Consider the following 15980-nt stretch of genomic DNA (forward strand, 5'->3'; position numbering starts at 1 on the left):
GTGAACAGCGCCGCCCATCCGGAATCAGGTCTCTCGAAGAGCGTCTGGAGCGACGCCGACTTCGAGGAGATGGGCTGGCACGACGCCACCGTCCACGGCCTGTACGTGCAGCAGGGTGACGAGTTCGAGGCCCGACTCCTCCTCGACCTCGACTACGTCGTCCGCTGGGTCGACCCGGTCCGGCCCGCGAAGACCTTCTCCTTCTGGGTCGCCCCCGCGACGCTCGTCTTCGACGGGGTGTGGGACCTGGACGGCGGTCTCGACTTCAGGAGGACCGCCCCGGAGCTGGAGATCGCCGACCTGCACCGACGGGCCCCGGACGACGGCAACCGGGATTCGCCGCACTGGCACGTCGAGGGCCACTCCTTCGACCTGAGGTTCCGCGCGTCGGGCTTCCGCCAGTACTTCCGCGAGGCCCCGCGGCTCTCGCCGGGCCCGGTCCTCTCCCACGCCGAGCGCGGAGGCTGCCGCTTCACCGAGGTCGGCTTCGCCTGAGCGGGCCCGCCGACCGGGGCGGGCCCGGCCGCCCTCAGAGCCGGTGCAGCGCCGCCTCGCAGAGCCGGCACCGCTGCTGCTCCAACTCGGGCGGGTACCAGGGCTCGCCGGGTCGGGCGGGGCGGTAGTGGGCGTGCTCCATCGGGGCGGTGTCCAGTCCGCAGAGGGTTCGCGCCTGCGGGTCCTCCGGGACGTCCGGGTCCTGGCCGGCGGCGTGCACCGCGACCACGCCCGGCCCGACACCCTCGGGGCCGAGGGCCTGGTCCGGGCCCAGTTCGAAGAGGACGACGATCGAGGCCACGGTCCCACCGTGGCGGGCGGCGGCCGCCCGCGCATTTCGATCTTCACCCGGCCGGGCCCCGGGCCGCCACCTGCGGCGGACTTCCCGGACTTCCACGTCAATGTGCTGCAGATGCTGATCGACAAGGATTTCATCCGAGCCTCCCCGTCCGCATCGGCCCGGGGATGTAAATCCGTGGGCCGACGCGGGGTGACGGAGGATCAATCGGTGGGCCGATGCCGCCCACTCGGCGCCCGTGACAGCGTTCCGCGCATGGACACCACGACGACCGCCTCCCCTTCCGGACCGACCCGCCGCCGGGTGCTGGGCGCCGCCCTCGCGCTGGGCGCCGTCGCTCCGCTGGGCCTCGCCCGCACCGCCTCGGCCGCCACCGCTCCCGCCTCCTCCGGCACCGCCGCCCCCTCCCGGCTCACCCTGCCCGCGCCGACCGGCCCGTTCCCGGTGGGCATGGTGCCGCTGCACCTGCGCGACGAGTCCCGGCCGGACCCGAACGCCAGGCCCGGACGGTTCCGCGAGCTGATGGCCACCGTCTGGTACCCGGCCCGGGCCGCGGACGCCGACTCGTACCCGCCGGCGCCCTGGATGACCGAGGGCGCCCTGAAGGCCTTCCTCGACGACGCCGGCTACCCGCTGCCCCTCCCGCTCGCCCCGCTCACCTCGGGCCACCAGGGCGCGCCCGTCCACCGGTCCGGCCGGCCGCTGCCCGTCGTCCTCTACTCGCACGGCGCGGGCAGCCACCGCGCCGACCACACAGTCGTGGTCCAGGAGTTGGCCAGCCACGGCTTCGCCGTCGTCACCGTCGACCACACCCACGACGGGTTCACCGAGTTCCCGGACGGCACCGTCGTGACCCGTGACGCCCCCTTCCCGGGGCTGTACCCGAGGGACTACGCCGCCGACCTGCTCTTCCTGCTCGACCAGGTCGTCGGCCTCGCCGACGGACGCAACCCGGACGTCGACGGCCGCGCCCTGCCGTCCGGCCTGCTCGGCGGTCTGGACGCGCGGAACATCGGCGCCTTCGGCTGGTCCAAGGGCGGCACCGGAACGGCCCTCGCCATGGTCGCCGACCGGCGCATCCGCGCCGGGCTCTCGCTGGACGGGCCGATGGCGTGCAACCCCGCCATCACCACCGACATCGACCGGCCGTTCATGATGATGACCGCCGACTTCGCCCGGGCCACCAACCCGTACGCCGAGACCTTCTGGGGCCACCTGCGCGGCTGGCGCCTGGACGTCCAGGCCACCGGCGCCGTGCACGGCTCGTACGGCGACACCATGACGCTGATCCCCCAGGCGGGCAGGCTGCTCGGCATGACCGAGCAGCAGATCCGGTCCCAGGTGGGCACCCTCGACCCGCAGCGCGGGATCCTCGTCCAACAGGCCTACCCGCTCGCCTTCTTCGACCTCCACCTGCGCAACCGCCACCACGGCAGGCTGCTCGACGGCCCGTCGAAGGCCTTCCCCGAGGTCGTCTACCACCCGTAGGCGCCGGCGGACCCGCCCGGTGGGCGGCCGTCACGGGGGTGCGGCCGCCCACCGGGCGGGTCCCGGCCCGTCAACCCGGCTCCCCGGTGACTACGCCCGCGTGAAGGCGCGTCCCGGCTTCGGGCGGTTCCACCGGGTGCGACCGGTGTGGTCACGACCGCTCAGACGCGCTGGCCTTCGGAGGCCACGGCGGTGGGGGCGGTGGTGCTGCCGGCCTGGGTGCCGAGGGTGTGCTCGACCTTGGCGACGGCCGTGCGGTACCGCATCGAGGCGTCCTGGGCGTTCTGCTCGGTGCCGCCCTGGCGTTCGAAGTAGCCGAAGACCATGGCCACCGTGCCGAAGCGCTCGACGCCGACGTAGCCGTCGAGTCGGACGCCGGCCAGGGTGCCGTCGAGGTGGACGGCGGGGGCGTCCTTGCGCTCGCCGAGGGTCACCGGGGTGGCGGTGAAGGTCACGGTGTCGGCGGTGCCGGAGGTGAAGGTGATGGTGTGGCAGGTCTTCAGGGCGTCGGCGGCGGAGTTGAGGTCGGCGGTGAGCCGGTCGGGCGCCTCGGCCGCCAGGGCCTGGGTGACCATCGGGTTGCCGTCCGGACCGTCGAGTTCGGTCTCGGCGCGCGGGATCGGCGCGCCCGGCTGGGTGACGTACATGTTGATCAGGGCGTTGAGCGCGGCGCAGCCGGTCACCGGGGACGACGGGCTCGCGCCGGGGCTTGGGCTCTGCGTCACCGGGATCTCGGTCCAGTCGGGGCCGAGGTCGGACGCGGTCAGCAGGGCCGACTTCAGCTGGTCGGCGGAGGGGAGGTCCTCGGTCGGTGCGGCGGACGCCGGCAGGGTTGCCGGGCCCAGGAGCACCGCCAGGGCGGCGGCCGCGGCGGCGAGGGTGTGGATGGGCCTGGGACGGGACATGCGGGGCCCCCGGTCGAGAGTTCGGGCAGGGACAGCCACCAGTGTCCCACCGGGGTTCCGAGGGGGCGCGCGGGCGGGGATCCGCGCAGGTCAGGCACCTTCCGCCGGCTCTGTGGCCGGTAGCGCTCCGAGCGCTTCCAGGGTCTCGGCGAGCCACTGCACCCAGAAGGTCTCCAGCCCGATGCCGGCCCGCAGCACCGCGTGCTGGAGCCGGTTCTCGGCGTCCGCCCGCTCGGCCGGGAAGTCGCGCCGCTCGATCTCCCGGTAGTCGTCCAACTGCTCGCGGTGCAGGGCGAGATGGCGTTCCAGCTCGGCCGTCAGCCCGCCCGTGCCGACCACCGCGGCCGCTCGCAGCCGCAGCAGCAGGGGCTCCCGGACGGCGCGCGGCTCGGCGCCTTCGGCGGTCCAGCGGGCGAGTTCGGCGCGGCCCTCGGGCAGGACCTCGTACTCCTTCCGCTGCCCGCGCACCGGTCCTTCCGGCTGGAGGTTCCGGATGTGCCCGGAGGCCTCCAGCCGGCCCAGTTCGCGGTAGATCTGCTGGTGGGTGGCGGGCCAGAAGAAGCCGATCGACTTGTCGAACCGCCTGGTCGGCTCCAGCCCCGAGGACGGCTTCTCCAGCAGGGCGGTGAGGATGGCGTGCGGCAGCGACATGCCGTCGATCGTACGGGGCCCGTCGCGGGCGGCGGGCCCGGCTCAGCCCCGGGCGGGCGCGGAAGGTCAGGGTGCTGGTGGAGTGGCGGTTGGCGATGGTCACGCCGGCGGCTTCGGCGGTGACCTCGTACTCGCCCTTGTCGGCGGCCAGCCGGTCGAACTGGCTCGCCTGGAGCCGGGGCAGCACGAGGATCAGGCCCACGGCGGCGACCAGCAGGGCCACCAACGCGGAGTCGATCCCCTCCCCGGTGGCGATCTTGAGCGCACTGACGACCACGGTGCCCACCGCGATCAGGTTCAGGAACAGCCGGTTGCGCCGGCCCGCGCGAGTCGTCCGGGCCCGGGGGGCGCGGGGCCTCAGAGCGAGGCGGCCAGCTCGGTGCCCTGCTTGATGGCGCGCTTGGCGTCCAGTTCGGCGGCCACGTCCGCGCCGCCGATCAGGTGCACCGACAGGCCGCGCTCGCGCAGCGCCTCGTACAGGTCGCGGCGCGGCTCCTGGCCGGTGCAGAGCACGACGGTGTCCACGGGCAGGAGTTGGCGCTCGCCGTCCACGGTGAGGTGCAGCCCGGCGTCGTCGATCAGCTCGTAGGTGACACCGGGGACCATCACCACGCCGCGGTGCTTGAGTTCGGTGCGGTGGATCCAGCCGGTGGTCTTGCCGAGGCCGGCGCCGACCTTGGTGGTCTTGCGCTGGAGCAGGTGGACGCTGCGCGGGGGCTTCGGCCGCTCCGGGGCGCGCAGGCCGCCGCGCTCGCGGTACTCCGGGTCGATGCCCCACTTGGCCTGGAACGCGGGCGGGTTGAGGCTCGCCGCGTCGCCCGGGTCGGTGAGGAACTCGGCCACGTCGAAGCCGATGCCGCCCGCGCCGAGGATGGCGACCCGCTCGCCGACCGGCGCGCCGTCGCGCAGCACGTCGAGGTAGCCGAGCACGCTGGGGTGGTCGATTCCCGGGATGTCGGCGGGAGTTCGCGGGGTGACGCCGGTGGCGAGCACGATCTCGTCATGGCCGTGCCCGGCCAGCTGCTCGGCGGTGACGCTCGCGCCGAGCCGCAGCGTGACGGCCAACTCGGTCAGCCGGGTGCGGAAGTAGCGCAGCGTCTCGTCGAATTCCTCCTTGCCGGGGATGCGCCGGGCGATGTTCAGCTGCCCGCCGATCGTCTCGGCGGCGTCGTACAGCGTGACGTCGTGGCCGCGTTCGGCGGCGGAGACGGCGAACGCGAGTCCGGCCGGGCCCGCCCCGACGACGCCGATCCGCTTGCGCGACCGCGTGGGCCCGAGGATGAGTTCGGTCTCGTGGCAGGCGCGCGGGTTGACCAGGCAGGAGGTGATCTGGAGGCTGAAGGTGTGGTCGAGGCAGGCCTGGTTGCAGCCGATGCAGGTGTTGATGGCCTCGGCGCGGTCCGCCCTGGCCTTGGCGACGAAGTCGGCGTCGGCGAGCAGCGGGCGGGCCATCGAGACCAGGTCGGCACTGCCCTCGGCGAGCAACTTCTCGGCGATCTCAGGGGTGTTGATGCGGTTGGTGGTGACCAGTGGGATGCCGACCTTCCCCATCACCTCCTTCGTCACCCAGGCGAAGGCGCCGCGCGGCACCGAGGTGGCGATGGTGGGGATGCGGGCCTCGTGCCAGCCGATGCCGCTGTTGATGATGGTCGCCCCGGCGGCCTCGACGGCCTGGGCGAGCCGCACGACCTCCTCCAGGGTGGAGCCGCCGGGGACCAGGTCGAGCATGGAGAGCCGGTAGACGATGATGAAGTCCTCGCCGACCCGTTCGCGGACCCGGCGGACGATCTCCACCGGGAAGCGCATCCGCTGCTCGTACGCCCCGCCCCACTCGTCCTCGCGGTGGTTGGTGGCGGCGACGACGAACTCGTTGATCAGGTAGCCCTCGGAGCCCATGATCTCGACGCCGTCGTACCCGGCGCGGCGGGCGAGTTCGGCACAGCGGGCGAAGTCCTCGATGGTCTGCTCGACCTGCTCGGCGGTGAGCTCGTTGGGCGTGAACGGGCTGATCGGGGCCTGGATCGCGCTGGGGGCGACGAGGTCGCGGTGGTAGGCGTAGCGGCCGAAGTGCAGGATCTGCAGGGCGATCTTCCCGCCGGCGGCGTGCACCGCGTCGGTGACCGTCCGGTGCTTGTCGGCCTCCTCCTCGGTGGTCAGCATCGCGCCGCCCTCCCAGGGACGCCCGGCCTCGTTGGGGGCGATGCCGCCGGTGACGATCAGGCCGACGCCGCCGCGGGCCCGCTCGGCGTAGAAGGCGGCCATCCGCTCGTAGCCGCCGGGGGCCTCCTCCAGGCCGACGTGCATCGAGCCCATGATCACGCGGTTGGGCAGGGTGGTGAAGCCGAGGTCGAGCGGGCTGAGCAGGTGCGGGTAGCGGCTGCTGCCGGGGTGGGCGCTCATCGACGTCTCCTGGGGCGCGGGCGGGGGTCGTTGGTTACCGCAGAGTAGGGGACGGGCTGCGGGATATGCAACTAGTTGCATAAAGCCTGGAGCCCGCTCCGGTGCGCCCTCCGCATGGCGCAGAACACGGCACCCGGAGCGGACGGGCGGCGTATCGTCGTGTCCCGGACAGGGTGGGCGCATCGCGAGCTCGGGAGAGGGGCGACTGTGCGGGGTGGCTCGGTGGCCGTGGTCGGGGGCAGCATCGCCGGGAGCGCCTTCGCCGGCGCCGCCGCCCGGCTCGGCGCGGAACGGGTGGTGGTGCTGGAACGCAGCCCCGACCGTCCGGAGGACCGCGGCGTGGGGCTGTGCACCCACAACGACCGCTTCGACGAGCTGGTCCGGGCCGGGCACCTCGACGCCGACACCCGCCGCCACCGGCTCACCGTCCGCCGCTGGGTCACCCGCGGCGCGGTCGGCGAGGGCGACGGACCCGACGGCTGCGGGCGGCTGCTCTGGGCCCAGCCCTTCCCGTTCCACTCCCACCACTGGGGCGTGCTCTGGCAGGCGCTGCGCGAACGGACGCCCGAGCAGGTCGAGTTCCGGCTGGGCACCACCGTGACGGCCGTCGGCAACGGCCGGGACGGCGCCTGGGCCGAAGCGGGTCGCGGCCGCGAGGAGTACGACCTGGTGATCGGCGCCGACGGCTACCGCTCGGTGGTCCGCGCCGCCGTCTGCCCACAGGCCGGGCCCGAGTACGCCGGGTACGTGTGCTGGCGCGGCAGCTACGACTCCGCCCTGCTGGCCGAACTGCCCGGCGGTGCGGCGCCCTGGCCCGAGGAACAGTGCGTCACCGCCTGCTACCCCGGCGGCCAGGTGGTGATCTACCGCATCCCCGGGGTCGAGCCCGGCCGCACCCGGGTGAACTGGGTCTTCTACGCCCCCACCCCCGCCTGGCTACGGCTCTACGGCCCGACCAGCATCCCGGCGGGCACCCTCGGCGACGGACAGCTGGACGAACTGCGGCAGCTCGCCGAGCGACACCTGCCGCCGTACTGGGCCGGCCTGGTCACCCTGACCCCGCGCGAACGGACCTTCCTGCAGCCGATCTACGACCTGGCGGCCCCGCACCGCACGGCCGGCCGGCTGCTGATCGGCGGGGACGCGGCCACCGTGGTGCGCCCGCACAACACCAGCGGCGTGGTGAAGGCGATGCAGGACGCCCACGCCTTCGAGCTGGCCGGACGGGAGCACGGCTCCTGGCCGGCCCTGCTGGCCGCCTACGACCGCGAACGGACGGTGTCCGGGCGGGAGTTGGTCGATCTGGGCCGCACCCTCGGCCGGGCCCAGGTCACCGCGGCGCCGGACTGGTCGGGGATGGACGAGCCGGCCATGACCGCCTGGTGGCAGCAACAGTTCACCGGCGGCGGGGGTTTCGGCGGCCACGTACTCGGCCGGACGGGCTGAGCACTCGCCGCGGCCGTCGAAACCCCGTCAGATCACCGCGGACGATCAGACGTTGACGCCGTAGTCGGTCGCGATGCCGCGCAGGCCGGAGGCGTAGCCCTGGCCGATGGCACGGAACTTCCACTCGTTGCCGTTGCGGTACAGCTCGCCGAAGACCATCGCGGTCTCGGTGGAGGCGTCCTCGGTCAGGTCGTAGCGCGCGATCTCGAGGCCGTTGGCCTGGTTGACGATCCGGATGAACGCGTTGCGCACCTGGCCGAAGTTCTGCAGCCGGGCGTCGGCGTCGTAGATCGACACCGGGAAGACCACCTTGGCCACGTCGGCCGGGACGCGGTCCAGGTCGACCTTGATCTGCTCGTCGTCCCCGTCCCCGCCGCCGGTCAGGTTGTCGCCGCTGTGCTCGACCGAACCCTCGGGGCTGCGGAGGTTGTTGAAGAAGACGAAGTGCTGGTCCGAGACCACCTTGCCCAGCGCGTTGCACAGCAGCGCACTGGCGTCCAGGTCGTAGTCGGCCCCGGTGGTGGTGCGCACGTCCCAGCCGAGACCGACGATCACGGCGCTCAGGCCGGGCGCCTCCTTGCTCAGCGAGACGTTGCCGCCCTTGGCCAGCGAAACTCCCACAATGCCCTCCTCTGATCTCTCCCTGTGGACGAATCTACAACACTGTAGAGATCACGAGAATCCGTCTGCGGGTGGGCCCGCCCCGGGAATTTCTCCGGGTCGCGCACGGGAACCGCTCACTGCTCACTGCTCACGCTCACTGCACGGCGTCGATCTCGATCCGCAGCGCGCCGTCCTCGGCCAGCGACCTGCGGCCCCAGCCCAGCAGCAGGCTCAGCACCTCGCGCTCGGCGGCCGGGAGCCGGGTCAGGTCCACCTGCTCGACCTCCCGGACCAGCCCGGCCATCGACGGCCGCCCGATCCGGCTGCTGAAGTCGAGGTCCGGCTCGTGCCGGGCGAGGGTGGGCAGCGCCCGCGCACCCAGACGGCGCAGGACGGCCCGCAGCGCGCCCCCGTCCACCCACGCCTCCAGCCGCCCGGACCGCGGCGGCGGGCCGGCCTTCCGCCCCGTCCTCACCTTGACCGGCACCCGGTACAGCCCGAGGACGTACTCGTGCTCCGCCACCTCGTCGTCCGGCCCGTACGGCCGCAGGCCACCCGCTGTGCTCCGCATGCCGAGCACCCTAACGACCCGCCGCCCTGGGCCTGTCCTCCAACCCCCTTCGTCCGCCCGGAGGGCGGGCGCCCCGCAGACGCGAGTTCGAAGACAGGCCTTAAACTGTCAGTGGATTTCCCCTCGTCGGATCTTCCCCCCGCCCCCTCGCTCCCCCTCGTCGCGGCCCGGTCGCCGGAGGTCCCGATGCGCCAGCGGTACAGCTTCCACCTCGACCAGGGCGGGCACTCGGTGACCGTCAACATCCGCTCCGGCCGGATCACCGAGACCGAGGTGCTGGTCGACGGCAAGGAGTGCGCCTTCCACCGCGTCCACGGGCACGGCACCTACCCGCTGACCCTCGCCACCCAGGTCGCCGAGGAGCCGCCGAAGCCGCTCGCGGTGCGGCTGGAGCGCACCGGCCGGGCCGAGCACCCGCTCTCCTGCGTGCTGGAGCTGTCCGGCGCCGAACACCCGATGCCCGAGCGCACGGCCCGCTGACCCCGACGGCCCGCCGGTCCCGCTTCAGCACGTCCGGCTCACCTGGCTCGGCGTCCGCCGCCACCGACCCGGGACGCTCGCGGACGAGCGGGCCCGGACGAGCCGGGTCGAGCCGAACCTCGCGCCCCTCCCCCGGGCCGCTCAGCCCTCCTGACCCGCCTCGCGGCACTCTCCGAGGATCTCCTCGACGGTCTTGCAGGCCCGCTCGGCGTCCTCCGCGACCAGCCCGATCCTGGTGCGGCGGTCGAGCACGTCGGCCACGTCCAGCGCGCCCTCGTGGCTGACGGCGTAGGCGATCTCGGCGCGGGTCACGTCCAGGCCCTCCGCGACCGGCGTCAACTCCCCCGCCGCCAGCACCTCGTGGGCCGCACCACCGTGGCGCGCGAGCAGCGAGGCGGGCACCGAACCGGCGCCCCCATCCCCGGTGGGCAGCGGGCGGCTGTCCCGGTGGCCGGGGGCGCCGATCAGCGGCAGCCGGGCCGTCCAGCAGGCCCGGGCCGACAGGCCGCGCAGCCGGACGGCGGCGTCCACCGCGTCCTCGGCCATCTTGCGGTAGGTGGTGAGCTTGCCGCCGACCACGGTGACCACCCCGTCCGGGTTCTCCAGCACGGCGTGCTCGCGGGAGATGTCGGCGGTGCTGCCGTCCCCGGTGTCGATCAGCGGGCGCAGCCCGGCGTGGGCCCCGCGCACGTCCGCCCTGGTCAGAGCGGTCTCGAGGGCCGCGTTGACGGTGTCGAGGAGGAAGGAGAGCTCGGCCTCGGTGGGCTGGGGCTCGTCCGGGATCGGGCCCGGGGCGTCCTCGTCGGTCAGGCCGATCGCGACCCGGCCGAGCTGCTGCGGCAGGGCGAAGACGAACCGGCTGGTGGAGCCGGGCACCGGGACGGTGAGGGCGGCGGTCGGGTTGCCGAGCGCCTGCGCGTCCACCAGCAGGTGGGTGCCCCGGCTGGGCCGGAGCCTGATCGAGGCGTCCACCTCGCCCGCCCAGACGCCGGTGGCGTTGACCACCGCGCCGGCCCGGACGGCCAGTTCCTGCCCGGTGAGGGTGTCGACCAGCCGGGCCGAGGTGCCGGTGACCTGCTCGGCGCGCACCCTGGTCAGCACGCTCGCCCCGTACTGCGCGGCGGTCCTGGCCAGGGCGACCACCAGTCGGGCGTCGTCCACGAGTTGGCCGTCGTGCGCCACCAGCGCGCCGCGCAGCCCGTCCGTCCGCACGCCCGGCACCAGCCGGCGGGTCCGGTCGGCGTCGATCCGGCGCACCCGCGGCAGCAGCGCGCCCGGGGTGCCGGCCGTCAGGCGCAGCGCGTCCCCGGCGTGGAAGCCGGTGCGGATCAGCGTGGCCTGGCCGGGGCGCAGCAGGTCGGGGAGCAGCGGCACCAGTTGGGGCAGCGCCCGGATCAGGTGCGGGGCGGTGCGGGTCATCAGCACGCCGCGCTCGACGGCGCTCTCCCTGGCCACCTTGATCCGCCCGGAGGCGAGGTAGCGCAGGCCGCCGTGCACCAGCTTGGAGCTCCAGCGGCTCGTGCCGAAGGCCAGGTCGCGGGCCTCGACCAGCACCGTGCGCAGGCCGCGTGAGGCCGCGTCCAGGGCCACGCCGGCACCGGTGACGCCGCCGCCGATGACCAGGAGGTCGATCCGGGGGCCGTCAGCGAGCGCTTCGAGCTCCAGCGTGCGGCGTGCGGCGTCGAGTCGGGAGGTCCCGGCGTACGGGCCTGCGGTGGGGGTCATGGAGCGAGGTATCCGTTCAGTGCTCTGGCCAGTTCGCGCCGCCAGGCCGCCTCGGGCAGCAGGGAGGCGACCATGCGGTGCGACTGGACGGTGGACTGGGCGATCAGCAGGACCATGGCGGCCAGTTCGAGCGGCTCGCCGGCCCGGATCGAGCCGTGCTCCTGGCCCTGCTCGATGCCGGTGCGCAGTGCCTCCAGCAGGCCGCGCTGGCTGGCGCCGAGCCGCTCGACGACGTACTGGAGGAGCAGGTCGGAGTCGTCGGAGTGCAGCAGTGCGCCGAGCACCGGGTGGTCGCGCAGCCGGACGGCGATCTCCACGACCCGGTCGACGAGGGTCTCCCGGTCGTGGACGTCCAGCCCGGCGCCCTCCAGGGTGGTCATGATCTCCCGGGTGAGCAGTGCGCCGATCACCGCCCGGACGTCGGGCCAGCGGCGGTAGACGGTCGGGCGGCTGACCCCGGCGCGGCGGGCGATCTCGGCCAGCTGGGTGCGGCGCACGCCGAGGTGGACGATCAGGTCGGCGGCGGCGTCCAGGATCGCGTCGTCGGTGCTGCGCTCCCCGGCGGCCGGGGGCTGAGGCTCGGCGTTACTACTTGACATGATGTGTGAAACTGTAACGCATGGCACCTGAAACGCAAGCGGGACCGGCCGGCGCCGCACTTCCGCTCCCCCCGATGAAGTGGGACGCCTGGGGCGACCCGGCCCTGGCCAAGGAGCTGTCCGCCGACATCAAGGGACTGCTCGCCGCGGCCCTCGGGGTGACCGGCGATGCCACCCCCGGGCCGAGCGCCGACGAGGTCGTGCTGCGCCCGTCCCGGCTCTCCGCCGAAGCCCTCGCCGCCCTGGCCGCCGCCGTCGGCGAGGCCAACGTCAGCGCCGCCGACGCCGACCGGCTGCCGCGCGCCGGCGGCAAGTCCACCCCGGACCTGCTGCGCCGCCGCAGCCGCGAGGCGCAGGACGCGCCCGACGCGGTCGTGCTGCCCGGCGACGAGCAGGAGGTCGCCGCCGTCCTCGCGGTGTGCGCCGAACTCCGCATCGCCGTCGTCCCGTTCGGCGGCGGCACCAGCGTGGTCGGCGGCCTCGACCCCGAGCGCGGCGGCCTCGACGCCGTCGTCTCGCTCGACCTGCGCCGCTTCGACCGGCTGCTCGACCTGGACGAGACCTCCGGCGAGGCCGTCCTCGGCGCGGGCCTCACCGGCCCGGCCGCGGAGGCGCTGCTCGCCGAACGCGGCTGGGAGCTCGGTCACTACCCGCAGAGCTTCCGCTACGCCACCATCGGCGGCTTCGCGGCCACCCGCTCCTCCGGCCAGGACTCCGCCGGGTACGGACGCTTCGACGAGATGGTGCGCGGCCTGCGCGTCGTCACCCCCGCCGGCGTGCTCGACCTCGGCCGCGCCCCCGCCTCCGCCGCAGGCCCCGACCTGCGCCAGCTCTTCCTCGGCTCCGAGGGCACCCTCGGCGTGATCACCGCCGTCCGGCTGCGGGTTCACCCGCTGCCCGCCGTCAAGGCGTACGAGGCGTGGAGCTTCCCCGACTTCGCCACCGGGGCGGCCGCGCTGCGCGCCGTCGAGCAGCAGGGCACCGGCCCGACCGTGATCCGGCTCTCCGACGAGGCCGAGACCATGATCAACCTGGCGATGACCGAGCAGATCGGCGGCGCCCCGGCGGTCAGCGGCTGCCTGGCCGTCACCGTCTTCGAGGGCAGCGCCACCCAGGTCGCCGCCCGGCAGCAGCTCACCCGCGACGCCCTGCTCGCCGCCGGCGGCACCTCGCTCGGCGAGGCCCCGGCCCGGGCCTGGGAGCACGGCCGGTTCAACGCCCCCTACCTGCGCGACTCCCTGCTCAGCGCGGGCGCGCTGTGCGAGACCCTGGAGACCGCGACGAGCTGGAGCCGGCTGCCGGCCCTGCGCACCGCCGTCACCGAGGCGCTCACCGGGGCCCTGCCCGGCGCCCTCGTGCTCTGCCACATCTCGCACGTCTACCCGACCGGCGCCTCGCTCTACTTCACCGTCGTCGCCGCGCTCGGCGAGGAGCCGCTGACCCGCTGGGGCGTCGCCAAGCGCGCCGCCGGGGACGCCATCATCGGCGCGGGCGGCACCATCAGCCACCACCACGCCGTCGGCGCCGACCACCGGCCCTGGATGACCGAGGAGGTCGGCGATCTCGGCGTGCGCATCCTGCGCGCCGTCAAGGCCGAACTCGACCCGGCGGGCATCCTCAACCCGGGCAAGTTGATCCCGTGAACGGGGTGAGAACCGTCCGCAGGGTCGCCGTTCTCACCAACCCGGCGGCGGGCGTCGGCCATGCCGAGCCCGCCGCCCACCGGGCCACCGCCCGGCTGCGGGCCCTCGGCGTCGAGGTCGAGCCGCACGCCGGGCGCTCCCCCGAGGACGCCGTCCGCCTCGCCCGCGAGGCGGCGGCCGACGGGGTGGACGCGGTGGCCGTGGTCGGCGGCGACGGCATGATCAACCTCGCCCTCCAGGCCCTGGCCGGCACCCCCGTGCCACTCGGCGTGATACCCGCCGGCACCGGCAACGACCACGCCCGTGAGTACGGGCTGCCGCTCGGCGCCCCCGAAGCCGCCGCCGACGTCATCGCCGCCGGGCGCACCCGCGGCATCGACCTCGGCCGGGTCACCGGCCCGGACGGCGCCGTCCGCTGGTACGGCTCCGTCCTCGCCACCGGCTTCGACTCGCTCGTCAGCGACCGCGCCAACCGGCTGCGCTGGCCGCGCGGCCGGATGCGCTACAACCTCGCCATCGCCGTCGAGTTCGCCAACCTGCGCCCGCTGCCGTTCCGGATCACCCTCGCCGACGGCACCGTCATCGAACGCGACCTGACGCTGGCCGCCGTAGGCAACACCCGCAGCTACGGCGGCGGCATGCTGATCTGCCCCGCCGCCCTGCCCGACGACGGGCTGCTCGACGTCACCCTCGTCGACGCCATGCCGCGGCTGCGCATCGCCCGCTTCTTCCCGACGCTCTTCAAGGGCACCCACATCAGCCACCCGGAGGTCACCACGCTGCGCACCGAGTCCCTGCGGATCGAGTCGCCCGGCATCACCGCCTACGCCGACGGGGAGTTCATCACCTCGCTCCCGGTGGACGTCGCGGTGGCGAAGGACGCCCTGCGGGTGCTGGTGCCGTGAGCCGGTGACCGGCGCCGCCCGACGGCGGCCGGGTCGGCGAACGACGCACGGCGAACGGCGAACGGCGGAGGGTCCGCGCACTCCGGTGAGTGCGCGGAGCCCCGGTACCGCCAGTGGGTCAGGTTCTGCTGGTTGGTGAACGCCCGGCCGGCGACGGACAGGACGCCGCGGGAGTCCAGCGCGGCGATGATCTTCTTCGATCTTCTTCACGCCGCCCTGGTGGGTCGGAACCGGGTGCTCCGACAGCGGACGGTCGGGTAGCCTGCGGGCATGTCGAGCCCTGAGGCATCCAAGGTGGGGGCTTTCGGTCACACGCCGTCAGCCCCCTGAAACCCGCCACCCCCGAACCGAACCACCGAGTTCCGGTCCGGGCGAGCGCCACGTCCGCGCCGTCCGGGGGCTGAGCGTGCGGTGACGAGACGTCCGTTCCTCGTTCCCACCGCCCTCCTCGGAGCCTCTCCATGCCTCTTCCGCTCTACCTGCTCGCCCTGGCGGTGTTCGCCATGGGCACCTCGGAGTTCATGCTCGCCGGGCTGTTGCCCGACCTCGCCGCCGACCTCGGCGTCCCCGTCGGCACCGCCGGCGGGCTGACCTCGGCCTTCGCGGTCGGGATGGCGGTCGGCGCGCCCCTGATGGCCGTGCTCGTCCGCAACCGGTCGGGTCGCGGCAGCCTGCTCGGGTTCGTCCTGGCCTTCGCGGCGGCACACGCCGTCGGGGCGCTCACCGCGAGCTTCCCGGTGCTGTTCGCCACCCGGGTGGTGGCCGCGCTCGCCAACGCCGGGTTCCTGGCGGTGGCCCTGACCACCGTCGCCGCGCTGGTCCCGGCGGACCGCAAGGGGCGGGCGATCGCCGTGCTGCTGTCGGGAACGACGGTGGCGACGGTGGCCGGCGTCCCCGGCGGGGCGGCGCTGGGCGCGCTGTTCGGGTGGCGGGCCACGTTCTGGGCCGTCACCCTGCTCTGCCTTCCGGCCGCCGCCGGCATCGCCGCGTACCTTCCGCCGACGGTCACTTCGGCACCCCTGATCCCGACCCCGAGCGCGCCCCCGGCCCTCGCGCTGCGCACGGAGCTCGCCGAGCTGCGCCGCCCGCGGCTGCGACGCGCGATGCTGGTCGCCGCGCTGGTGAACGCGGCGACCTTCGGCTGTTTCACCTTCCTCGCTCCCGTGGTGACCGGCCCCGCCGGACTGGGCGAGCCGTGGGTGCCGGTCGCCCTGGTGCTGTTCGGCGCCGGGTCGTTCGCCGGGGTCACCGTCGCCGGACGGCTCGCGGACCGGCACCCCGGCCGGCTCCTCGCCGTCGGCGGCCCGCTGCTGCTCGCGGGCTGGCCCGTGCTCGCCGTCCTGGCGGACGTACCCGGCGCGCTGCTGCCGCTGGTGTTCCTGCTGGGCGCGCTGTCCTTCGCGGTCGGCGGCACGCTGATCACGCGGGTGCTGTACGAGGCGGCCGACGCCCCCACCCTGGCGGGCGCCTACGCCACCGCCGCGCTCAACCTCGGGGCCACCGCCGGCCCGCTGCTCGCCGCCGCGACCCTCGGCACCGCGGCCGGCGGCCTCGGGCCGTACTACGCCGCCGGCCTGCTGGTCGCCACGGCGCTGCTGGTCGCGACGGCACGGCCGCCGGTCGGCTGAGGAGCCGCAGTCCGGCGGCGCCGGAACGCGAGTGCCGCGGGGCACGGCACGCCCTGTGGCACTCCGGCGGCCGGGGCGGCCCAGGTCCCGCTCACCGCGCGGCAGCGGCAGCGCGGCCTCCTCGTCGTCGTGCCCGAGGTGGA

The 15980-nt window shown here is 74.5% G+C and carries 15 protein-coding genes; 7 read left to right on the forward strand and 8 right to left on the reverse strand.

The features are described from left to right. Positions 1 to 495, forward strand: coding sequence for a hypothetical protein (locus ACWDBB_RS07290; protein ID WP_449788624.1), 495 nt, complete (start codon positions 1 to 3; stop codon positions 493 to 495). A gap of 34 nt (positions 496 to 529) precedes the next feature. Here ACWDBB_RS07290 and ACWDBB_RS07295 read toward each other — a convergent pair whose 3' ends face one another. Then, positions 530 to 796, reverse strand: coding sequence for a hypothetical protein (locus ACWDBB_RS07295; RefSeq protein ID WP_402400610.1), 267 nt, complete (start codon positions 794 to 796; stop codon positions 530 to 532). A 252-nt stretch (positions 797 to 1048) separates the two neighbouring features. On the opposite strand from ACWDBB_RS07295, the gene ACWDBB_RS07300 reads away from it, so the two are divergent. Continuing rightward, positions 1049 to 2281 carry an alpha/beta hydrolase family protein gene (locus ACWDBB_RS07300; protein ID WP_449788625.1) on the forward strand — a complete coding sequence of 411 codons (1233 nt, stop codon included), beginning with the start codon at positions 1049 to 1051 and terminating at the stop codon, positions 2279 to 2281. A 161-nt stretch (positions 2282 to 2442) separates the two neighbouring features. Here ACWDBB_RS07300 and ACWDBB_RS07305 read toward each other — a convergent pair whose 3' ends face one another. From ACWDBB_RS07305 to ACWDBB_RS07315, 3 genes are all read right to left on the reverse strand, one after another. Next, on the reverse strand, positions 2443 to 3186 hold the full coding sequence (locus tag ACWDBB_RS07305) for a hypothetical protein (protein WP_449788626.1): 744 nt from the start codon (positions 3184 to 3186) through the stop codon (positions 2443 to 2445). A gap of 90 nt (positions 3187 to 3276) precedes the next feature. After that, a complete protein-coding gene (locus tag ACWDBB_RS07310) occupies positions 3277 to 3837 on the reverse strand; it encodes a PadR family transcriptional regulator (RefSeq protein ID WP_449788627.1) in 561 nt (186 codons plus the stop codon). A gap of 357 nt (positions 3838 to 4194) precedes the next feature. Continuing rightward, positions 4195 to 6237 carry an oxidoreductase gene (locus ACWDBB_RS07315; protein WP_449788628.1) on the reverse strand — a complete coding sequence of 681 codons (2043 nt, stop codon included), beginning with the start codon at positions 6235 to 6237 and terminating at the stop codon, positions 4195 to 4197. Positions 6238 to 6459: 222 nt separating this feature from the next. On the opposite strand from ACWDBB_RS07315, the gene ACWDBB_RS07320 reads away from it, so the two are divergent. Then, on the forward strand, positions 6460 to 7683 hold the full coding sequence (locus ACWDBB_RS07320; RefSeq protein ID WP_449788629.1) for an FAD binding domain-containing protein: 1224 nt from the start codon (positions 6460 to 6462) through the stop codon (positions 7681 to 7683). A 45-nt stretch (positions 7684 to 7728) separates the two neighbouring features. Here the strand turns inward: ACWDBB_RS07320 and ACWDBB_RS07325 are convergent, their stop codons facing one another. Continuing rightward, complete coding sequence (locus ACWDBB_RS07325) at positions 7729 to 8304, reverse strand: TerD family protein (protein WP_049650185.1); 576 nt, start codon at positions 8302 to 8304, stop codon at positions 7729 to 7731. A gap of 136 nt (positions 8305 to 8440) precedes the next feature. Further along, a complete protein-coding gene (locus tag ACWDBB_RS07330; protein ID WP_449788630.1) occupies positions 8441 to 8857 on the reverse strand; it encodes a hypothetical protein in 417 nt (138 codons plus the stop codon). A gap of 186 nt (positions 8858 to 9043) precedes the next feature. Here ACWDBB_RS07330 and ACWDBB_RS07335 point away from each other — a divergent pair, with 186 nt between their 5' ends. Continuing rightward, on the forward strand, positions 9044 to 9337 hold the full coding sequence (locus tag ACWDBB_RS07335) for a hypothetical protein (RefSeq protein WP_449788631.1): 294 nt from the start codon (positions 9044 to 9046) through the stop codon (positions 9335 to 9337). Between the two features lie 141 nt (positions 9338 to 9478). Here ACWDBB_RS07335 and ACWDBB_RS07340 read toward each other — a convergent pair whose 3' ends face one another. Both ACWDBB_RS07340 and ACWDBB_RS07345 read right to left on the reverse strand, forming a co-directional pair. Beyond that, the gene (locus tag ACWDBB_RS07340) at positions 9479 to 11062 is read right to left on the reverse strand and encodes a glycerol-3-phosphate dehydrogenase/oxidase (protein WP_449788632.1); all 1584 of its coding nucleotides are present in this window, start codon (positions 11060 to 11062) and stop codon (positions 9479 to 9481) included. Next, positions 11059 to 11661: a TetR/AcrR family transcriptional regulator gene (locus ACWDBB_RS07345; protein WP_449788633.1), complete on the reverse strand. Its 603-nt coding sequence runs from the start codon at positions 11659 to 11661 to the stop codon at positions 11059 to 11061. The genes ACWDBB_RS07340 and ACWDBB_RS07345 overlap by 4 nt, the downstream gene beginning before the upstream one ends. Before the next feature lie 74 nt (positions 11662 to 11735). On the opposite strand from ACWDBB_RS07345, the gene ACWDBB_RS07350 reads away from it, so the two are divergent. From ACWDBB_RS07350 to ACWDBB_RS07360, 3 genes are all read left to right on the forward strand, one after another. Then, positions 11736 to 13304 (forward strand): FAD-binding oxidoreductase, encoded by a 1569-nt coding sequence (locus ACWDBB_RS07350; protein WP_449788634.1) that lies wholly within the window; start codon positions 11736 to 11738, stop codon positions 13302 to 13304. Further along, a complete protein-coding gene (locus tag ACWDBB_RS07355) occupies positions 13301 to 14209 on the forward strand; it encodes a diacylglycerol kinase (RefSeq protein WP_449788635.1) in 909 nt (302 codons plus the stop codon). Before ACWDBB_RS07350 ends, ACWDBB_RS07355 begins: the two co-directional genes overlap by 4 nt. A gap of 461 nt (positions 14210 to 14670) precedes the next feature. Continuing rightward, positions 14671 to 15837 carry a Cmx/CmrA family chloramphenicol efflux MFS transporter gene (locus ACWDBB_RS07360; RefSeq protein ID WP_449788636.1) on the forward strand — a complete coding sequence of 389 codons (1167 nt, stop codon included), beginning with the start codon at positions 14671 to 14673 and terminating at the stop codon, positions 15835 to 15837. Positions 15838 to 15980: the final 143 nt, after the last annotated feature.

The organism is Kitasatospora sp. NPDC001095, from assembly GCF_053598615.1.

Excerpts from the sequence above, each read along its gene's own strand:
- ACWDBB_RS07300 (WP_449788625.1), top strand. The coding sequence starts at position 1,049 with ATGGACACCACGACGACCGCCTCCCCTTCCGGACCGACCCGCCGCCGG.
- ACWDBB_RS07305 (WP_449788626.1), bottom strand. The coding sequence starts at position 3,186 with ATGTCCCGTCCCAGGCCCATCCACACCCTCGCCGCCGCGGCCGCCGCC.
- ACWDBB_RS07310 (WP_449788627.1), bottom strand. The coding sequence starts at position 3,837 with ATGTCGCTGCCGCACGCCATCCTCACCGCCCTGCTGGAGAAGCCGTCC.
- ACWDBB_RS07315 (WP_449788628.1), bottom strand. The coding sequence starts at position 6,237 with ATGAGCGCCCACCCCGGCAGCAGCCGCTACCCGCACCTGCTCAGCCCG.
- ACWDBB_RS07330 (WP_449788630.1), bottom strand. The coding sequence starts at position 8,857 with ATGCGGAGCACAGCGGGTGGCCTGCGGCCGTACGGGCCGGACGACGAG.
- ACWDBB_RS07335 (WP_449788631.1), top strand. The coding sequence starts at position 9,044 with ATGCGCCAGCGGTACAGCTTCCACCTCGACCAGGGCGGGCACTCGGTG.
- ACWDBB_RS07340 (WP_449788632.1), bottom strand. The coding sequence starts at position 11,062 with ATGACCCCCACCGCAGGCCCGTACGCCGGGACCTCCCGACTCGACGCC.
- ACWDBB_RS07345 (WP_449788633.1), bottom strand. The coding sequence starts at position 11,661 with ATGTCAAGTAGTAACGCCGAGCCTCAGCCCCCGGCCGCCGGGGAGCGC.
- ACWDBB_RS07350 (WP_449788634.1), top strand. The coding sequence starts at position 11,736 with ATGAAGTGGGACGCCTGGGGCGACCCGGCCCTGGCCAAGGAGCTGTCC.
- ACWDBB_RS07360 (WP_449788636.1), top strand. The coding sequence starts at position 14,671 with ATGCCTCTTCCGCTCTACCTGCTCGCCCTGGCGGTGTTCGCCATGGGC.